The organism is Companilactobacillus metriopterae (assembly GCF_002762335.1).
In the GTDB taxonomy this organism is placed as follows: Bacteria; Bacillota; Bacilli; order Lactobacillales; family Lactobacillaceae; genus Companilactobacillus; species Companilactobacillus metriopterae.
Genome location: NZ_CP024610.1, coordinates 1,265,582 through 1,281,847, shown reverse-complemented (window position 1 = coordinate 1,281,847; position 16,266 = coordinate 1,265,582). Strand labels below are relative to the sequence as shown.

The following is a 16,266-nucleotide window of genomic DNA, read 5'->3' as shown; positions in this document are numbered from 1 at the left end:
AAGGGGAATATACACATGGAAGAAAAGAAAGGACTATCCCTTGGAGCTTTGACAGCGGCGGTTGTTACTAGTTCTATCGGTTCAGGTGTTTTTACACTAACTAGTTCTTTAGCTACTGGGTCCGCACCGGGTCCTACGTTAATAGCTTGGTTAGTAGTTGGATTTGGTATTTTGATGCTAGCTCTATCTCTAAATAACTTACTTTTAAAAAATCCAGATGCAGAAGGTATTCATGCTTATGCTAAAGAAGGTTATGGTAACTTTGCAGGATTTGTCAGTGGTTGGGGATATTGGTTAAGCGCTTGGCTTGGTAACGTTGCATTTGCAACTGTTTTGATGAGTTCTGTGGGATACTTCTTCCCAGTATTTAAGAGTGGTCAAAATATAGCATCAGTGTTGGTTGCCAGTGCGGTTTCATGGATATTAACGATTATTGTTAATCGAGGAGTTGAATCAGCTGCTGCGGTTAATACAATTATTACTGTTTGTAAATTGATACCATTATTTACATTCATAGTTGTCGGAATTTTTGTTTTCAAAGGTGGAATATTTACTGCTCATTTCTGGACAAATGCAGCCGGAAATATTGCTGGAGGAGACAGCATTTGGATTCAGTTTAGATCTTGTTTAATGATTATGATGTGGGTCTTTGTTGGTGTTGAGGGAGCAAGTATGCTTTCATCTCGTGCCAAAGATAAAAAAGATGCCGGAAAAGCTACAATTATTGGAATAATTTGTCTATTAGTAATATATATCTTGGCTTCAATTCTTCCTTATGGATATATGTCACAAAGTGCTTTAGCTAAAATTAATCAACCTGCAATGCTTTACATTTTCCAAGATATGGTTGGAACATGGGGTGGAGCATTCATCAGTATCGGACTTATTATTGCTATCCTTGGTGCTTGGTTATCATGGACCATGTTGCCAGCTGATACAACGATGTTGATGGCTGAAGAAAAATTATTACCTAAAAAATTTGGTGAGAAAAATAAAAATGGTTCACCAACATATTCACTATTTTTAACAGCAGGATTGATTCAAATATTCTTGCTAATACTTCTATTTTCAGAACAAGCATATGAATTTGCCCTATCACTATGTACTGCTGCAATTGTTGTTTGTTATATCTTTGTTGCCTTATATCAAATTAAGTTTTCATACAAAAATACAGATATGGGTCAACTTTGGATTGGTATTTTTGCATTAGTATTCCAAGTTGGAGCTATCAGTTTAGCTGGTTTACATTACTTATTACTTTGCTGTATAGGTTATCTACCAGGAATTTATTTCTACTACAAAGCTAAAAAAGAAAATAATATTGATGGCGGTAAATTAACAAATAATGAAATTATATTTTCAATAATAATTGTTGTTCTTGCTATAGCTTCTATTGTTATGGTTGCTACAGGAATGATTAAAATTTAGAGGCAAGTGATATGAAAATAAATGCATTTGGAGTTGAGGAATGGCTAAACATTCATGAAAGAGAAGCAAAATATGATTTAGCACAGAGTACTGTAAAATCATTTTCTATGAATGAATTAAACAAGTTAACAAATAGTAAAGATTTATATTCAGATTTAGACAAACAAAAAATGAACTATGGTTGGATAGAAGGGTCCCCAGAGTTCAAAGAAGAAGTATCTAAATTATATAAAAATGTTGCACCGGAAAATGTTTTACAGACAAATGGTGCAACAGGAGCCAATTTACTAGCAATCTATTCTTTGATTGAACCTGGAGACCATGTGATCAGTGCTTATCCAAGTTACCAACAGTTATACGATATTCCTGAATCATTAGGTGCAGAAGTAAGCTATTGGGAACTTAAGGAAGAGAATGGTTGGTATCCAGATATCGATGAATTAAAAAAACTTATTAAAAAGAATACTAAGATGATTTGTTTGAATAATGCGAATAATCCTACAGGAACTATTATTGATAGAGATTATTTAATGAAAATTGTCGAGATTGCAAAAGAAATTGATGCCTATATTTTAGTAGACGAAGTTTATTTACCTTTCGATAGTAGCGTGAAATATTCACCTATTATTGACCTATACGAGAAAGGGATTTCAATAAATTCTTTATCAAAAACATATTCTATCCCAGGAATTAGGATAGGTTGGACAGCTACAAATTCAGAATTGGCAGATATTTTCAGGAAATATCGAGATTATACGATGATTTGTGCTGGAGTGTTTAATGATCAGATAGCTACAATTGTTTTGAAAAATAGAGATAAAATTTTACAAAGAAATTCTAATCTTGTAAAAGCAAATTTGGATATCTATAAAGAATGGGTAGAGGAAACCCCTGATATAAGTTGTGTTTTCCCAGCAGAAGTTTCAACATCATTTATAAAATTTGAAAAAATTAAAGATACAAAAACTTTCTGTGAGAAATTATTACAAGATACAGGTGTTCTATTGGTACCCGGAGAAGCTTTTGATGAACCAGGATTTGCTAGATTAGGTTATTGTACAGATCCTGAAACATTGAAAATTGGATTGAAAAAACTATCAGATTACTTATTAAAATATTAATTGGAGAAATAATTATGACTAAAGAACGCATAGTAGTTGCCTTAGGTGGAAATGCTATTTTGAGTACAGATGCTAGTGCAGAAGCACAACAAGCAGCAGTTAAAAAAACTTGCGAGTCACTTGTGGAATTTGTTAAAAGTGGCAAAGAGCTTATAATTACTCATGGTAATGGACCTCAAGTAGGTAACTTGTTATTACAACAAGCTGCTGCAGACAGTGAAAAAAATCCTGCATTGCCACTAGATTCTTGTGGTGCTATGACAGAAGGAAGTATTGGTTATTGGTTCCAAAATGCTATGAAAGAAGTACTTTTGGAAAATGGAATTGATAAGCAAGTTGCAACTATAGTAACTCAAACTATCGTTGATAAAAATGATTCAGCGTTTACAGATCCTACAAAACCAATCGGACCATTCTATACAGAAGATCAAGCCGAAAGCTTGAGAAAAGAGCATTCTGACTGGACTATAGTAGAAGATTCAGGACGTGGATACAGAAGAGTAGTTCCTTCACCTAAACCTGTAGAAATCAATGAATATCCAGTTGTTGAAGCTATGACAGATGCTGGATTCATTCCTATCGTTGCTGGTGGTGGTGGTATCCCAGTTATAAAAGATGGCAACAAGTTGACAGGTACTGAAGCAGTTATTGATAAAGACTTTAGTGCTGCTAAAATTGCTTCATTAGTTAAGGCAGACAAACTTATTATTCTTACTTCTGTAGGTGGAGTTTTCTATAACTTTGGTAAGGAAAATCAAGAAGAAGTATTTGATGTTGCCGTAGATGATATTCAAAAACACGTAGATAATAATGAATTTGCAAAGGGTAGTATGATGCCTAAAGTTCAAGCAGCTATTAACTTTGTAAATGAATCTGGTAACGCTGCTGTTATTGGTGCCTTAGATGATGTAAAAGAGATTATCGCTGGTAATCAAGGAACAACAATTCATAAATAAAAAAAAGACATCCTATTGGATGTCTTTTTTTGCTTGTTGGATTTGTTTTTTAATTTGTTCAAAGCTTGTACCACCTAAAGAATTTCGGCGTTGAACCGCAATCTCAGGTTTTAATATTTCATATATGTCATCTTCAATCAGATTAGAAATGTTTTTAAATTCTGTAATGCTGAGATCTTGTATATTAATGTTTCTTTGAATACACTCTAAAACTAATTTTCCAACAATAGCATGTGCTTCTCTAAAGGGAATACCCTTGGAACTTAGATAATCTGCTAACTCTGTAGCGTTGGAATAATCATTTTCTGTAGCTGCGTACATTCTATTTTTATTTATTTTGATTGAAGAAATCATTCCATTGAATACTTTTAATGATGGAATAATGGTTTTTACAGTGTCAAAAACGCCTTCTTTATCCTCTTGTAAATCCTTATTATATGCCAGTGGTAAAGATTTCATAGTAGATAAAAGACCCAGTAAATTTCCGTAGACACGACCACTCTTTCCACGAATAAGTTCTGCCATATCTGGATTTTTCTTCTGGGGCATGATGCTACTTCCGGTAGTGAATTGATCACTTAATTCGATATATTGAAATTCAAAGCTTACCCACATACTTATTTCTTCGCAGAATCTAGAGAGATGCATCATAAGGATTGATGCATTACTCAAAAATTCTAAAGCAAAATCACGGTCTGAAACTGCATCTAGAGAGTTACTGTATAGTTCATTGAATCCTAATTCTTTTGCAGAAAACTCGCGATCGATAGGGAATGTTGTTCCTGCTAAAGCTGCAGCACCCAAAGGAGAAATATCGGTATGTTTCATATTGAATTCAAATCGATCAATGTCTCTTTTAAACATTGAGTAGTATGCCATTAAATAATGACCATATGAAATAGGCTGTGCATGTTGTAGATGAGTATATCCAGGCATGATAGTCTCTATGTTTTCTTCAGCAAGTTTTATAAGAGTTTTTTGTAAATTGTAAAGTTCTTCTATAATAATTGGCAATCGATTTTTTAAATAAAGGTGAAAATCAGTTGCTACCTGATCATTTCTTGAACGTCCAGTATGTAATTTTCCGGCAACAGGACCAATTTTTTCGGTAAGAATACTTTCTATATTCATATGTATATCTTCATTTTCAATATCGAAAACTAAAGTGCCTGCATCATATTCATCTGAAATTTCTTCTAAACCTTTTATTATTTTATCGGCATCTTCATTGTTAAGAATGCCAGTTTTTTTAATCATCTTTACATGTGCGAGTGAACCCAGAATATCTTCTTTTGCCATTAATTGATCAAATGAAATAGAAGCACCAAACTCATTTACCCATGGGTCGGCTTCTTCACTAAAGCGACCACCCCATAATTTTTTTGTACTCATGATTTCACCGAATTTTCAGCATTATTAATTTTGGCATCGACCTGGGAAAAGACCTGTGTTGGAAGTCCCCATAGTTTAATAAAACCTTTGGCACTTTCTTGATCAAATGAGTCTGCGGATGTGTATGTAGCCAAGTCTTTATTGTATAGAGAATTAGCAGATTTACGTCCTAAAACCCAAATATTACCCTTAATTAATTTAAGTTTTACTACACCATTTACAACTTTTTGGCTTTCTTTCAAAAATGAAAGAAGAGAATCCATTAGTGGTGAAAACCATAGTCCATTATAAATAATTTCACTCAATTCTTTTTCGATTACAGGTTTGAAGTGTGCCAAACTTCTTTCTAATGTTAGATCTTCTAATTCAGAATGAGCTTTTAAAAGTACCATAGCTGCGGGTGTTTCATATACTTCACGTGACTTTATTCCTACAAGTCGATTTTCAATATGATCGATACGACCTATCGCATTTTCACCTGCAATAACATTTAATTTTTGAATAATTTCAGAAAATGACATTTCATTTCCATTCAAAGATACAGGAAGTCCTTGTTGGAATTCGATTTCTACTTCAGTGGCCTCATTAGGTGCTTCTTCAATTGATTTTGTAATATCAAACGCATCCTCAGGTGCCTGTTCCCATGGATCTTCAAGTATTCCACACTCATTAGCACGTCCCCAAATATTTGCGTCAATTGAGTAAGGTGAGTCTAAATCGATCGGAATTGGAATATTATTTTCTTCAGCGTACTCAATTTCTTCTTCACGAGACCAATGCCAATCACGTACAGGACTTAATACTTCAATATCGGGTGCCAATGCGTGAATAGCTACCTCAAAACGTACCTGATCATTTCCTTTACCAGTACATCCGTGTGCAATAGCTTTTGCATCTTCTAAATGTGCAATTTCAACTAATTTTTTACTAATAAGTGGTCGGGATAGGGCAGATAGTAAAGGATAAACACCTTCATAAAGGGTGTGACCTTGTAGTGCAACTGATAGATAATTATCAGCGTACTCATCCAATGTATCTAGTGAGTAAGCTTTGATTGCACCGGCGTTAATTGCTTTTTGTTTAATGAATTCAGGATCTTTACCTTCGCCAACGTTTACACAACAGGCAATTACGTCATATCCTTTATTTTTTAACCAAGGAATGGCCACTGATGTATCAAGGCCTCCGGAATATGCTAATACTACTTTATTTGTTTCTGTCATAATTGTTCCCCTCCAATAATTAGAAAAAAATTAATTTTATGAACACAGGTTAACACCAGCTTAAAAAAATGACAACTCAAATTATTGAAAGTAAGAGTTAATAAAAACTTTCTACCTAAATATGCGTTTTGAAAATTAAATTAAATTTAATGTTCAGGTATGAAATAATAATTTTTAACTATTAGTTTAGTATTGTCTAAAAACTTCTTATATGCTATTATTTTAGGCAACGAAGGACTAATTAGTCGATAGATTCTAAGCGAGGTTGGGGTGGTGTAAGCCAACTGAATCAATGATTAAGTCGTACCCTTTGTACAATTTAATAATTTGTATTTTGAGTGGATCTTAATCAATTAGAGTGGTACCGCGGGTAATCTCGTCTCTTTCAATGTTTATTGAAAGAGACTTTTTTTATTTTAGGAGGAAATTATGGAATCAAAAAATCTTGCAACTCAAGCACTTTTAAAAGTTTTACCTGAAGAAATTACTGAAGAACAAGTATTTAATTTACTAGAAAAGCCAAAAACATCTGATTTAGGAGATTTAGCTTTCCCAACATTTATCTTGGCTAATTCATTGCATAAAGCTCCAAATCAAATTGCTGAAGAATTAGTTGGTCAAATTAATTCAGATGGATTTGAAAAAGTTGTTAATACAGGCGCATATATCAATTTTTTCCTTGATAAGAAGGCATTTTCAAATGATGTTATTACTGCTGTTATCAATGAAGAAGATGACTATGGTGACCAAAATATTGGTAAGGGTGGCAATGTACCTATAGACATGTCATCACCAAATATTGCCAAACCAATGTCAATGGGACATTTACGTTCGACTGTTATTGGTAACTCAATTGCAAAAATCATCAGTAAGTTGAACTATAACCCAATTAAAATCAATCACTTAGGTGATTGGGGTACTCAATTTGGAAAATTAATTGTTGGTTATAAAAAATGGGGATCAAAAGAAGAAGTTGAAAAAGATCCTATTAACAACTTATTGAAGTATTATGTTAAGTTTCACGATGAATCAGAAGAACATCCTGAACTAGAAGACGAGGCACGTTCTTGGTTTAAGGGTATGGAAGACGGAGATGAAGAATCACTTGAACTATGGAAATGGTTTAGAGATCTATCATTGAGTGAATTCCAAAAAGTCTACGATCGACTAGACGTTCAATTTGATTCTTACAATGGTGAAGCATTCTACAATGATAAGATGGATGCCGTTATTGATACAATCAACGAAAAGGGACTATTACAAGAAAGTCGTGGAGCTGAAATTGTTGATCTTTCAGACTTAGACCTTTCACCAGCGCTTATTCGTAAAACTGATGGAGCAACACTATATATTACTCGTGATTTAGCAGCAGCTATTTACCGTAAAAATGAATACAACTTTGTAGAATCACTTTATGTTGTTGGTAGTGAACAAAGTGAACATTTCAAGAAATTAAAAGCTGTTTTGAAGATGATGGGTTATGACTGGTCAGATGATATTCACCACATTGAATTTGGTCTAATTACAACTGGTGGTAAGAAGCTATCAACTCGTAAGGGTAGAGTTATCTTGCTAGAAAATGTTTTGAATGATGCTGTGGATCTAGCTAAAAAGCAAATCAATGAAAAAAATCCTGATTTGAAAAATAAAGATGAAGTTGCTGAGGCCGTTGGTGTAGGTGCTGTTGTATTCCACGATTTGAAGAATGAACGTCGTGATAATTTTGATTTCAATCTTGAAGAAGTTGTTCGTTTTGAAGGTGAAACAGGTCCTTACGTTCAATATACAAATGCTAGAGCTTTGAGTATCTTAAGAAAAGCTGGAGATGTTGAACTTATTGCTGGAGAAGATTTTGGAATTGATGATCCTAATGCTTGGGACACTGTAAAATTAATTCAAGAATTCCCAGAAACAATTGCTCGTGCAGGACGCACATATGAACCATCAGTTATAGCAAAATATTCACTACGTTTGGCTAAGAGTTTCAATCAATACTATGCACATAGCAAGATTCTTTCAGATGATGAGGGATTACAGGCTCGTTTAGCACTTGTGAAATCAGTATCAGTTGTTTTACAATCTTCATTAGACCTATTAGGTGTTAAAGCACCTGAAGAAATGTAGGATTGGGGTTTAAAAATGAATAGAGCACTCTTTGTAGAACTTTCTGAAGTAAAAAGTACAGTTTTAGATGTCTCATGGTTTGTCTTAGCAGCCAGTTTTTGTTATCTACAATTTGGAAAGTTTAATTTCCTAACAGGAATATTAGCTTTAATAGTAGTAATATTTGATCACATGTTTATTAATTTTCATAATAACTATATGGATTTCAAACATTCTAAAGATGAATTTTATCGTACTAAGATTAGTACTGTGGGTATGAGTCGCGGAATGCTGGGAACCATTCGTAAGTGGATGTATGGTCTGGGTCTTGTTGTTATTATTCTGGGCTTAGTCTTAGTTTATCTAACTAATTGGATAACATTAGTTTTAGGAATAATAGGTGTTGGTATAGGGATGCTATACTCAGCTGGTCCTAAGCCAATTAATTCAACAATATTTGGTGAAACCTTGGTTTCTATCGCAATATCTATCTTGATTCCAGTAGTCTATGTAATTTTGGGATTAGTAAATGTTGGAACATTAGATTCAAGTACAGTGATTAATTTGATAATCTTCTGTTTACCTAATACATTTGTTGTATTCTCTGCACAATTATGTAATAACACTTGTGATTTAGATGAGGATGTCAAGAATGGCAGATACACTCTACCTTATAAAATAGGTCATGATAATGCCATCAGTTTGTTCAAAGCTTTGTGGGCACTAGCATTCTTGTTAGTTCCTATCCTAGTTATTTTGAAAGTGACACCATATACTACATTAATTCTAATTTTGTTATATCCAAATATATGGAGTACTTTCAAACCTTATTTCAGAGAACAAGTTAAAACAAAAACTTATCCTTTGGTTATGAAGGCAATTTCTAAATTTGTATTATCATATATCGGATTAATTGCTATCGGTGCTGTCATTAAAATTATATTTAAATAAAAAAATCTCCAGATCATTTAGATCTGGAGATTTTTTTTATAAAGTCTTCAAAATATTTAGGTGCAGCTGTAGTTACGGTAACTGATTCTTGAGTAAACGGGTCTTTAAAATCTAATTTAAATGCATGCAACATTAATAATGAAGAATTAGTGTCTTTACTATTGTATAGAGTATCATTCACTATTGGCCAACCATTTTCAGAAAGGTGAACTCTTATTTGATGTGTACGTCCGGTTTCAAGAGATAATTCAACTAGAGCATAGTTCATATCTTTCTCGATTACTTTGAAATGAGTTTTAGCATAATCTCCATCAATTCTAACTTTACGTTTCCTTTTATCATCAGGATCTAATCCAATAGGATCAACAATAGTTCCTTCATTAGGAATAGGGGATTCTAAATTAACTATAGCCAGATATGACCGACATAATTCTTTTTTTGACAATTGTCTAACAAGTTGTGGGACAACATATGGTGTTTTTGCAACTAAAACTAAACCACTAGTTAGCATGTCAATCCGATGAATCATATATGGTTGATGATTGGGTGCTAGATATCTAGCTATATCATTGAAGAGAGTATCATCTTCTGTGGCAAGATTTTGATGTGTTTTTATACCGCTAGGTTTGTTGACTACTAGTAGCTCATCATTTTCATATACTACCGATATATCTTTATTTCCTAGTGCATAGAATTGATTTTCAGATCTAGGAGCAAAATCAAACCTAAATTCAACTTCAGATAAATCAGGGATAATTCTATTAAAAGAAAGATATTCATTGTTGAATTTAATTGACTTAGTGACTCTCAGATTATGTTGCCATTTTTTAGGGATATACAGTCTAGTAAGGTAATCACGTACCGACTCATCACCACATGTTTTTTTGTAGGTATATTTTTTTATGTACATAAAGTTATGATACCTCAAAATTAATGTTTTAAGAGCGTTAAATATTGTATATCGTAAATAATTATTTTGAATAAAACTAATTATATTGTTTTTAATTATGCTAAAATTATTCAAAAGCAGGAGTGAGTTGTCATGAGTGAAAAAGTTGATTTGAAAGCAATACTCGATGATCCAGATATCAGTATTTCAGATATCATTCAAAGTTATATTGATGGTCATAATCTTATTTTTTTAATTACAGATAATAGTAATCAAATTATTCAAAGTTATGTAGATGTTACTTTAGAAATTAACTCAACTACTCTTGAATCCATAACAAATCATTCAAATTTTTCTACAAATGATCTGAATATCCAAAACAATCAGTTCAAATTATATCTATTTGGTTATACTGATGATTCGAATGACACAAGGGAATTAGCACAACAAAATCTCTTTTTACAGAAAATTTTGCAAAATGTATGTAATTTTATCTTAAAAATTAAGGGTACAGAGAAATATATAGATTATGAAAAAACTCCCAACACTCCTATAAATTTCAGCCATGAACTAATAATTTATTCATCAATAAAAACAAAAAACGAAATAGTCCTTAAGGCGATAGACTATATTAATGATCACTTAAATGATAATTTAACTTTAAGTGAGATAGCTAAGCACGTCTATGTATCAGATTATTACTTGAGTAAACTATTTAAGCAGGAAACAGGGCTAAATTTCTCTAACTTTTTAAATGTTAAGCGCACTCAAAAAGCGATGGATCTACTAGAAAATTCAGACTATTCTGTTGAATATATATCAAAGCTGGTTGGATTCACAAGAGTGGGGTATTTCAGTCAGATATTTAAAAAGTATACTGGGGTTAATCCTACACAATACAGAAAAAATAAAAAAGCAATCCTTTAAAGGATTGCTTTTTTATTTGTCTTTATATGTATCAAGTTTGAATTCAACGTTATCTTTGTTCTTTAATTTCTTATCTTTAGCACCAACATTAACTTGTTTTTTGTTTACTGTGAAAGTCCAGTATTTGTTTTTCTTTTCATTTTGTTTGTGGCCATCAATAGATGTGATGAATCCATCTTTTTCCTTAACGGTCCAACCCTTTTTGACACCAGTCATAACTGATGAGTTCTTCTTAAGAGTGATTTTCTTCTTAGCAATTTGTTTCTTGCCATCTTTCAATACATAAGTAACGTGAATGCTGTCATTAGATTTTTTGGCTTCAACATTTGTTGCAGAAACTCCTGTTGTGAAAAGCAATGCCAAAGTCATAAAGACAGTAACAATTTTTTTATACATAATTATTCCTCTTTTTAATTTAACTTCTTGTTATATTTGTAACATTAAAATTTAATTCATTCAAGAAGAAATTATTCACACTCTCCAAAGATGCTATAAGATCATCTATTTTACCGACTAAAAAAACTGATCCACTAAATCTATCTAAGAATCCAATATGAACATTACCAGACTTTCTTGCAATGTCTCCCGCCAGAATAGATGATTCAGAAGGAGTAATAGTAATAATACCTATGGGTAAAGTGGTGTCGGTAATACCAAGTTTTTCGTATAGATCTGGATTAGGGTTAGCGATTATATGAGCAAGGGTAATTTGTTTACCAGGGACGTATTCCTGGATAATTCTTTCAGGAAAAGTATCTTCTGACATATTATTCACCTAAAATCTTTCATTAATTATTTCTATAAATTCACTGTATAGATTTTCAAGAACATCGATCGTTTTTTGAGAGGTTACGTGATTATTATCATCAAAATTGTCATCAGCATTAGTTATAAAGCACTCAGTATTATGAGTAACTTTTCCATTAATTGCTGGAGTGGCAAGTATTTCTCTCAAATGCATTTGTGCTCTGACGGTTCCTAAGGGACCAGTTGATGCGCCCATCAGTAGAGTGGGTTTGTTCTTTAATAAACCTGGTTGCATAGATAACCAATCAATTACATTTTTTATATTGGAAGGAATGGAATGATTTATTTCTGTTGTAGCAATCATAATGCCATCTGCGTCTCGCACACAATCATTAATATAACGCACTTTTGAAGGAGTATCTGAATCTTTTACTATTTTGAACATTGGTAAGTCATCAATATCTAAAATCTGTATTTGTATCTCATCAATATGATGTTGTTGATAATATTTAATCAAATTTAAGTTATATGAATCTGGTCGATTACTACCAGAAATTGCAACAATAGACAACAAAGAGATTCACCTCACAATTGTGAATAATATTCACATAGTTATTATTAGTTTCACATTAATAATTAGAAAAATCAATATATGGTAAAAATATAATCAATAGTATATATAGAAAACCCGATGTAGTAGTGTTCTATGGTCATATAGTACAAAATAATGTAAAAACATGAAAACGCTTTATATTTATAAATTCTTGCTGACTTTAGCCATATCAGTTGGTTGACTATGTGAGTATATACGCAATTATCATATGGTAATAAACAATTTCAATTGTGAATTAACTATCTATCAACGCTCTATTGATCAACAAGTATAAAAAAAATAGTCTAAAAATCGTTGAAATTGTATATAATTTTATTTGTAAGTAAATTTAGATAATTTTGGAGGATTTAATTATGGCACTAGAAGCATTAGGTTTAATAGAAACTAACGGATTGGTACCTGCTATTGAAGCAGCAGATGCAATGTTGAAAGCAGCTAATGTAACACTTGTTGGTCAACAAAAAGTTGGACACGGATTAGTTACAACAATGGTTCGTGGTGATGTTGGAGCTGTTAATGCATCAGTTGATGCTGGTGTTGCAGCTGCAGAAAATATTGGAGAAGTTACATCTAACTTTGTAATTCCTCGTCCACATGAAGATATCGAAAAGCTAATTATTTCTAAATTATAAAATTTGTAAGTAGGTAGTTATTATGCAGGAACTTGATAAAAATACTCTTGTAGACAAAATATTGGGACAAGTATTACAAGAAGGTGTAGTTAGTAGTGGCAAGGAGGATAAGCAAGTGAACAACTTATCAGTTGGAGTAACAGAATTTATCGGAACAGCTCCTATAGGAGACACAATTGGCATGGCTATTGCTAATGTGGATCCAGAACTTTTTAAACATCTACATGTTGAAAAACCATTCAAATCTGTCGGAATTCTTTCAGCAAGATCAGGTGGTGGTCCTCAAATATTGGCAATGGACGAAGCTGTAAAAAGCACTAATACAGAAGTTATAAGTATTCAATTGCCTAGAGATACAAAAGGTGGAGCAGGTCATGGTTCATTGATTTTAATTGGTGGAAATGATGTTTCAGATGTTCGACAATCTATTAGTACAGCTCTTAATAGAGTTCCTGATATGTTTGGCGATATCTACAATACTGAAGCCGGACACCTAGAATTCCAATACACAGCACGTGCTAGTCAAGCATGTAATATGGCATTTGGTGTTCCTGAGGGACAAGCATATGGAATGGTTTCAGGTGCACCTGCAGGAATTGGACTAGTTATGGCAGACGTTGCAGTTAAAGCAGCAAATGTTGAAGTTCTATCATTTGCTTCACCAGCACATGGAACAAGTTTTTCAAATGAAGGTATTCTTCATATAACAGGTGAATCTGGTGCTGTGAAACAAGCAGTTATGTCTGCTCGTGATGTGGGAATTAAATTATTATCAAGTTTAGGTGGTACACCTACAAACGATTATCCTTCATACATTATTTAAAATTCTGGATCACTTTTCTAAGAGGTGAAAAATTTGAAAAGACAAAAAAGATTTGAAGAAATAGAAAAAAGACCTGTTCACTTGGATGGATTCGTTGACGAATGGCCTGAAGAAGGTTTTGTAGCAATGGATGGTCCTAATGACCCCAAACCAAGTGTTACAGTTCGTGACGGTGAAATCGTTGAAATGGATGGTAAAACCGAAGACGAATTTGATTTGATTGATAAATTTATTGCCAAGCATTCTATTAAAATTGAAAATGCTGAAAAAGTTATGGCAATGGATTCAGTAAAAATTGCCAATATGTTATGTGATCCAAATGTAACACGTGAGGAAATTATTCCTATAACAACTGGTATGACACCTGCCAAAGCAGCAGATGTTATCTGTCAACTAAATTTCGTTGAAATGATGATGGCGGTTCAAAAGATGCGTCCTCGTAAGATGCCTGCATCTCAATGTCACGTTACTAATATCAGAGATAATCCAGTATTGATTGCTGCAGATGCTGCAGATGCTGCCTTTAGAGGTTTCCCAGAACAAGAAACAACAACAGCTGTTGCTCGTTATGCACCTTTAAATGCCATTTCAATTATGGTTGGTGCACAAACTGGTCGTCCCGGAGTAATTACACAGTGTTCAGTCGAAGAAGCTATGGAATTGAGTTTGGGTATGAGAGGATTTACTGCTTATGCCGAAACAATTTCTGTTTATGGTACAGAACAAGTATTTACAGATGGTGACGATACTCCTTGGTCTAAAGGATTTCTAGCATCATGTTACGCATCTCGTGGATTAAAAATGCGTTTTACTTCTGGATCAGGTTCAGAAGTTATGATGGGATACGCTGAAGGTAAGTCAATGTTGTATCTTGAATCACGTTGTATCTTTATTACAAAAGGTTGTGGTGTTCAAGGATTACAAAATGGTGCCGTTAGTTGTATCGGAATCCCTGGTGCAGTTCCATCAGGAATCAGAGAAGTTCTTGGAGAAAATCTATTGTGCATGATGTTAGATATTGAATGTGCATCTGGTAATGATCAAGCATTCTCACACTCTGATATCAGAAGAACAGAACGTCTTATTGGTCAATTTTTGGCAGGTACAGATTATATCTCATCAGGATATTCTTCAGTCCCTAACTATGACAATACTTTTGCCGGATCTAACACAGATGCGATGGATTACGATGATTATTACGCAATGCAACGTGACTTGAAGATTAATGGTGGTATTGTTCCAGTTAAAGAAGAAGACATCATCAGAGTGAGAAATAAAGCAGCTAGAGCTCTTCAATCAGTGTTTAAGGGATTAAATCTTCCTGAAATTACTGATGAAGAAGTAGAAGCAGCTACATATGCATTCACATCTAAAGATATGCCAGATAGAAATATGGTTGAAGATATGAAATCAGCTCAAGATATCATGGATCGAGGCATTACTGGTGTTGATATTATCAAATCACTTTATGAAGGTGGATTTGAAGATGTTGCTGATGCAGTATTGAAACTTCTACAACAAAGAATAGCTGGTGACTTTTTACAAACTTCAGCAATTTTTGACAAAGATTGGAATGTTATATCTGCTGTAAACAATTCAAACGATTATAACGGACCAGGAACTGGATATCACATGGAAGATGAGTTATGGGAAAAGATTAAAAATGTTCCAATGGCAATCAATCCATCTGATGTTTAAAAAATTGGTGTAGGAGGTGTAAAAATGGCAAATGAAGTTAATGAAGATTTATTGAGAAAAATAATTCGTCAAGTAATTGATGAACAACGAAGTAATGAAAAAGTCGTGGATTTTGGCACTTCTAATACTGATTCACCAGTGGTTGCTGATAAATCTAAAGAAGTTCAACCAGAATCTAATACGACTGCGCCAGGAATGGATGCACCTTTAAAATTAGATTGGTTTAAACATGTTGGACCTGCTAAAAAAGGAACTTCTTCTGATGAAGTTGTGATTGCCGTTTTACCAGGATTTGCAGAACATATGACTGAAAATTTAAAAGGTGTTCCTCATAAAGAAATTTTGAGACAAACTATTGCTGGTATTGAAGAACAGGGATTGAAAGCACGTGTGATTAAAGTATATCGTACTGCAGATGTTTCATTTGCAGGTTCAGAAGGTGATGAATACTCCGGATCTGGAGTAGCCATATCGATTCAATCTAAGGGAACGACAATTATTCATCAAAAAGATCTAGAACCATTGTCTAATCTGGAACTATTTCCACAAGCTCCTGTTATTGATCTGGATACTTACCGTGCTATTGGAAAGAATGCAGCAAGTTATGCAAAAGGTGAATCACCATCACCTGTTCCTACAGTTAATGACCAAATGTCTCGTGTTCAATATCAAGCTAAATCAGCTTTGATGCATATTAAAGAAACTAAGTATGTTGTACCGGGAAAAGGTCCTGATGAAATAGAAATCAATTTTGATTAATGAA

16 protein-coding genes are annotated in these 16,266 nt (G+C 33.3%); 10 read left to right on the top strand and 6 right to left on the bottom strand.

Features of this window, described 5'->3' with window-relative positions:
- The first annotated feature begins 15 nt into the window (after window positions 1-15).
- Genes arcD through arcC form a run of 3 tightly spaced genes read left to right on the top strand, consistent with a single transcriptional unit; the run spans window position 16 to window position 3,505 of the window.
- Window positions 16-1,428: an arginine-ornithine antiporter gene (gene arcD / locus CS873_RS06450; protein WP_099975051.1), complete on the top strand. Its 1,413-nt coding sequence runs from the start codon at window positions 16-18 to the stop codon at window positions 1,426-1,428.
- 11 nt (window positions 1,429-1,439) lie between these two features.
- On the top strand, window positions 1,440-2,549 hold the full coding sequence (locus tag CS873_RS06445) for an aminotransferase (protein ID WP_099975050.1): 1,110 nt from the start codon (window positions 1,440-1,442) through the stop codon (window positions 2,547-2,549).
- Between the two features lie 14 nt (window positions 2,550-2,563).
- Complete coding sequence (gene arcC, locus CS873_RS06440; RefSeq protein ID WP_099975049.1) at window positions 2,564-3,505, top strand: carbamate kinase; 942 nt, start codon at window positions 2,564-2,566, stop codon at window positions 3,503-3,505.
- Between the two features lie 12 nt (window positions 3,506-3,517).
- Here the strand turns inward: arcC and argH are convergent, their stop codons facing one another.
- Together argH and CS873_RS06430 are read right to left on the bottom strand one after the other, a co-directional pair.
- Complete coding sequence (gene argH / locus CS873_RS06435; protein ID WP_099975048.1) at window positions 3,518-4,897, bottom strand: argininosuccinate lyase; 1,380 nt, start codon at window positions 4,895-4,897, stop codon at window positions 3,518-3,520.
- Window positions 4,894-6,120, bottom strand: coding sequence for an argininosuccinate synthase (locus CS873_RS06430; protein ID WP_099975047.1), 1,227 nt, complete (start codon window positions 6,118-6,120; stop codon window positions 4,894-4,896). Before CS873_RS06430 ends, argH begins: the two co-directional genes overlap by 4 nt.
- A 429-nt stretch (window positions 6,121-6,549) precedes the next feature.
- Between CS873_RS06430 and argS the strand changes: the two genes are divergently transcribed.
- Window positions 6,550-8,244, top strand: a complete 1,695-nt coding sequence (gene argS, locus CS873_RS06425; RefSeq protein WP_099975046.1) for an arginine--tRNA ligase — start codon at window positions 6,550-6,552, stop codon at window positions 8,242-8,244.
- Between the two features lie 15 nt (window positions 8,245-8,259).
- Window positions 8,260-9,174, top strand: coding sequence for a prenyltransferase (locus tag CS873_RS06420; protein ID WP_099975045.1), 915 nt, complete (start codon window positions 8,260-8,262; stop codon window positions 9,172-9,174).
- Between the two features lie 13 nt (window positions 9,175-9,187).
- On the opposite strand, the gene CS873_RS06415 is transcribed toward CS873_RS06420, so the two are convergent.
- Entirely contained in the window at window positions 9,188-10,084 is an 897-nt protein-coding gene (locus CS873_RS06415) for an RluA family pseudouridine synthase (protein WP_099975044.1), read from the bottom strand.
- Window positions 10,085-10,216: 132 nt separating this feature from the next.
- Between CS873_RS06415 and CS873_RS06410 the strand changes: the two genes are divergently transcribed.
- Window positions 10,217-10,990 (top strand): helix-turn-helix domain-containing protein, encoded by a 774-nt coding sequence (locus CS873_RS06410; protein WP_099975043.1) that lies wholly within the window; start codon window positions 10,217-10,219, stop codon window positions 10,988-10,990.
- 12 nt (window positions 10,991-11,002) lie between these two features.
- On the opposite strand, the gene CS873_RS06405 is transcribed toward CS873_RS06410, so the two are convergent.
- The 3 genes from CS873_RS06405 to CS873_RS06395 are packed head-to-tail and all read right to left on the bottom strand — an operon-like array spanning window position 11,003 to window position 12,308.
- Window positions 11,003-11,386, bottom strand: a complete 384-nt coding sequence (locus tag CS873_RS06405; protein WP_099975042.1) for a DUF4430 domain-containing protein — start codon at window positions 11,384-11,386, stop codon at window positions 11,003-11,005.
- A 19-nt stretch (window positions 11,387-11,405) separates the two neighbouring features.
- Entirely contained in the window at window positions 11,406-11,756 is a 351-nt protein-coding gene (locus CS873_RS06400) for a BMC domain-containing protein (protein WP_099975041.1), read from the bottom strand.
- 9 nt (window positions 11,757-11,765) lie between these two features.
- Window positions 11,766-12,308, bottom strand: coding sequence for an NADPH-dependent FMN reductase (locus tag CS873_RS06395; RefSeq protein ID WP_169922460.1), 543 nt, complete (start codon window positions 12,306-12,308; stop codon window positions 11,766-11,768).
- A gap of 395 nt (window positions 12,309-12,703) precedes the next feature.
- On the opposite strand from CS873_RS06395, the gene CS873_RS06390 reads away from it, so the two are divergent.
- From CS873_RS06390 to CS873_RS06375, 4 genes are read left to right on the top strand one after another with little or no spacing between them, the layout of a single operon-like run.
- On the top strand, window positions 12,704-12,982 hold the full coding sequence (locus CS873_RS06390) for a BMC domain-containing protein (RefSeq protein WP_099975039.1): 279 nt from the start codon (window positions 12,704-12,706) through the stop codon (window positions 12,980-12,982).
- 22 nt (window positions 12,983-13,004) lie between these two features.
- Window positions 13,005-13,805 (top strand): propanediol utilization microcompartment protein PduB, encoded by an 801-nt coding sequence (pduB, locus tag CS873_RS06385; protein WP_099975038.1) that lies wholly within the window; start codon window positions 13,005-13,007, stop codon window positions 13,803-13,805.
- 33 nt (window positions 13,806-13,838) lie between these two features.
- Window positions 13,839-15,503 (top strand): propanediol/glycerol family dehydratase large subunit, encoded by a 1,665-nt coding sequence (locus CS873_RS06380; RefSeq protein ID WP_099975037.1) that lies wholly within the window; start codon window positions 13,839-13,841, stop codon window positions 15,501-15,503.
- Between the two features lie 24 nt (window positions 15,504-15,527).
- Entirely contained in the window at window positions 15,528-16,262 is a 735-nt protein-coding gene (locus CS873_RS06375) for a propanediol/glycerol family dehydratase medium subunit (RefSeq protein WP_099975036.1), read from the top strand.
- Window positions 16,263-16,266: the final 4 nt, after the last annotated feature.

Bases quoted from the DNA above. Each gene is read 5' to 3' on its own strand.
- CS873_RS06375 (WP_099975036.1), top strand. From the start codon at position 15,528: ATGGCAAATGAAGTTAATGAAGATTTATTGAGAAAAATAATTCGTCAA.
- arcC (WP_099975049.1), top strand. From the start codon at position 2,564: ATGACTAAAGAACGCATAGTAGTTGCCTTAGGTGGAAATGCTATTTTG.
- CS873_RS06430 (WP_099975047.1), bottom strand. From the start codon at position 6,120: ATGACAGAAACAAATAAAGTAGTATTAGCATATTCCGGAGGCCTTGAT.
- CS873_RS06420 (WP_099975045.1), top strand. From the start codon at position 8,260: ATGAATAGAGCACTCTTTGTAGAACTTTCTGAAGTAAAAAGTACAGTT.
- arcD (WP_099975051.1), top strand. From the start codon at position 16: ATGGAAGAAAAGAAAGGACTATCCCTTGGAGCTTTGACAGCGGCGGTT.
- CS873_RS06445 (WP_099975050.1), top strand. From the start codon at position 1,440: ATGAAAATAAATGCATTTGGAGTTGAGGAATGGCTAAACATTCATGAA.
- CS873_RS06405 (WP_099975042.1), bottom strand. From the start codon at position 11,386: ATGTATAAAAAAATTGTTACTGTCTTTATGACTTTGGCATTGCTTTTC.
- CS873_RS06410 (WP_099975043.1), top strand. From the start codon at position 10,217: ATGAGTGAAAAAGTTGATTTGAAAGCAATACTCGATGATCCAGATATC.
- CS873_RS06390 (WP_099975039.1), top strand. From the start codon at position 12,704: ATGGCACTAGAAGCATTAGGTTTAATAGAAACTAACGGATTGGTACCT.
- CS873_RS06415 (WP_099975044.1), bottom strand. From the start codon at position 10,084: ATGTACATAAAAAAATATACCTACAAAAAAACATGTGGTGATGAGTCG.
- argS (WP_099975046.1), top strand. From the start codon at position 6,550: ATGGAATCAAAAAATCTTGCAACTCAAGCACTTTTAAAAGTTTTACCT.
- argH (WP_099975048.1), bottom strand. From the start codon at position 4,897: ATGAGTACAAAAAAATTATGGGGTGGTCGCTTTAGTGAAGAAGCCGAC.
- pduB (WP_099975038.1), top strand. From the start codon at position 13,005: ATGCAGGAACTTGATAAAAATACTCTTGTAGACAAAATATTGGGACAA.
- CS873_RS06400 (WP_099975041.1), bottom strand. From the start codon at position 11,756: ATGTCAGAAGATACTTTTCCTGAAAGAATTATCCAGGAATACGTCCCT.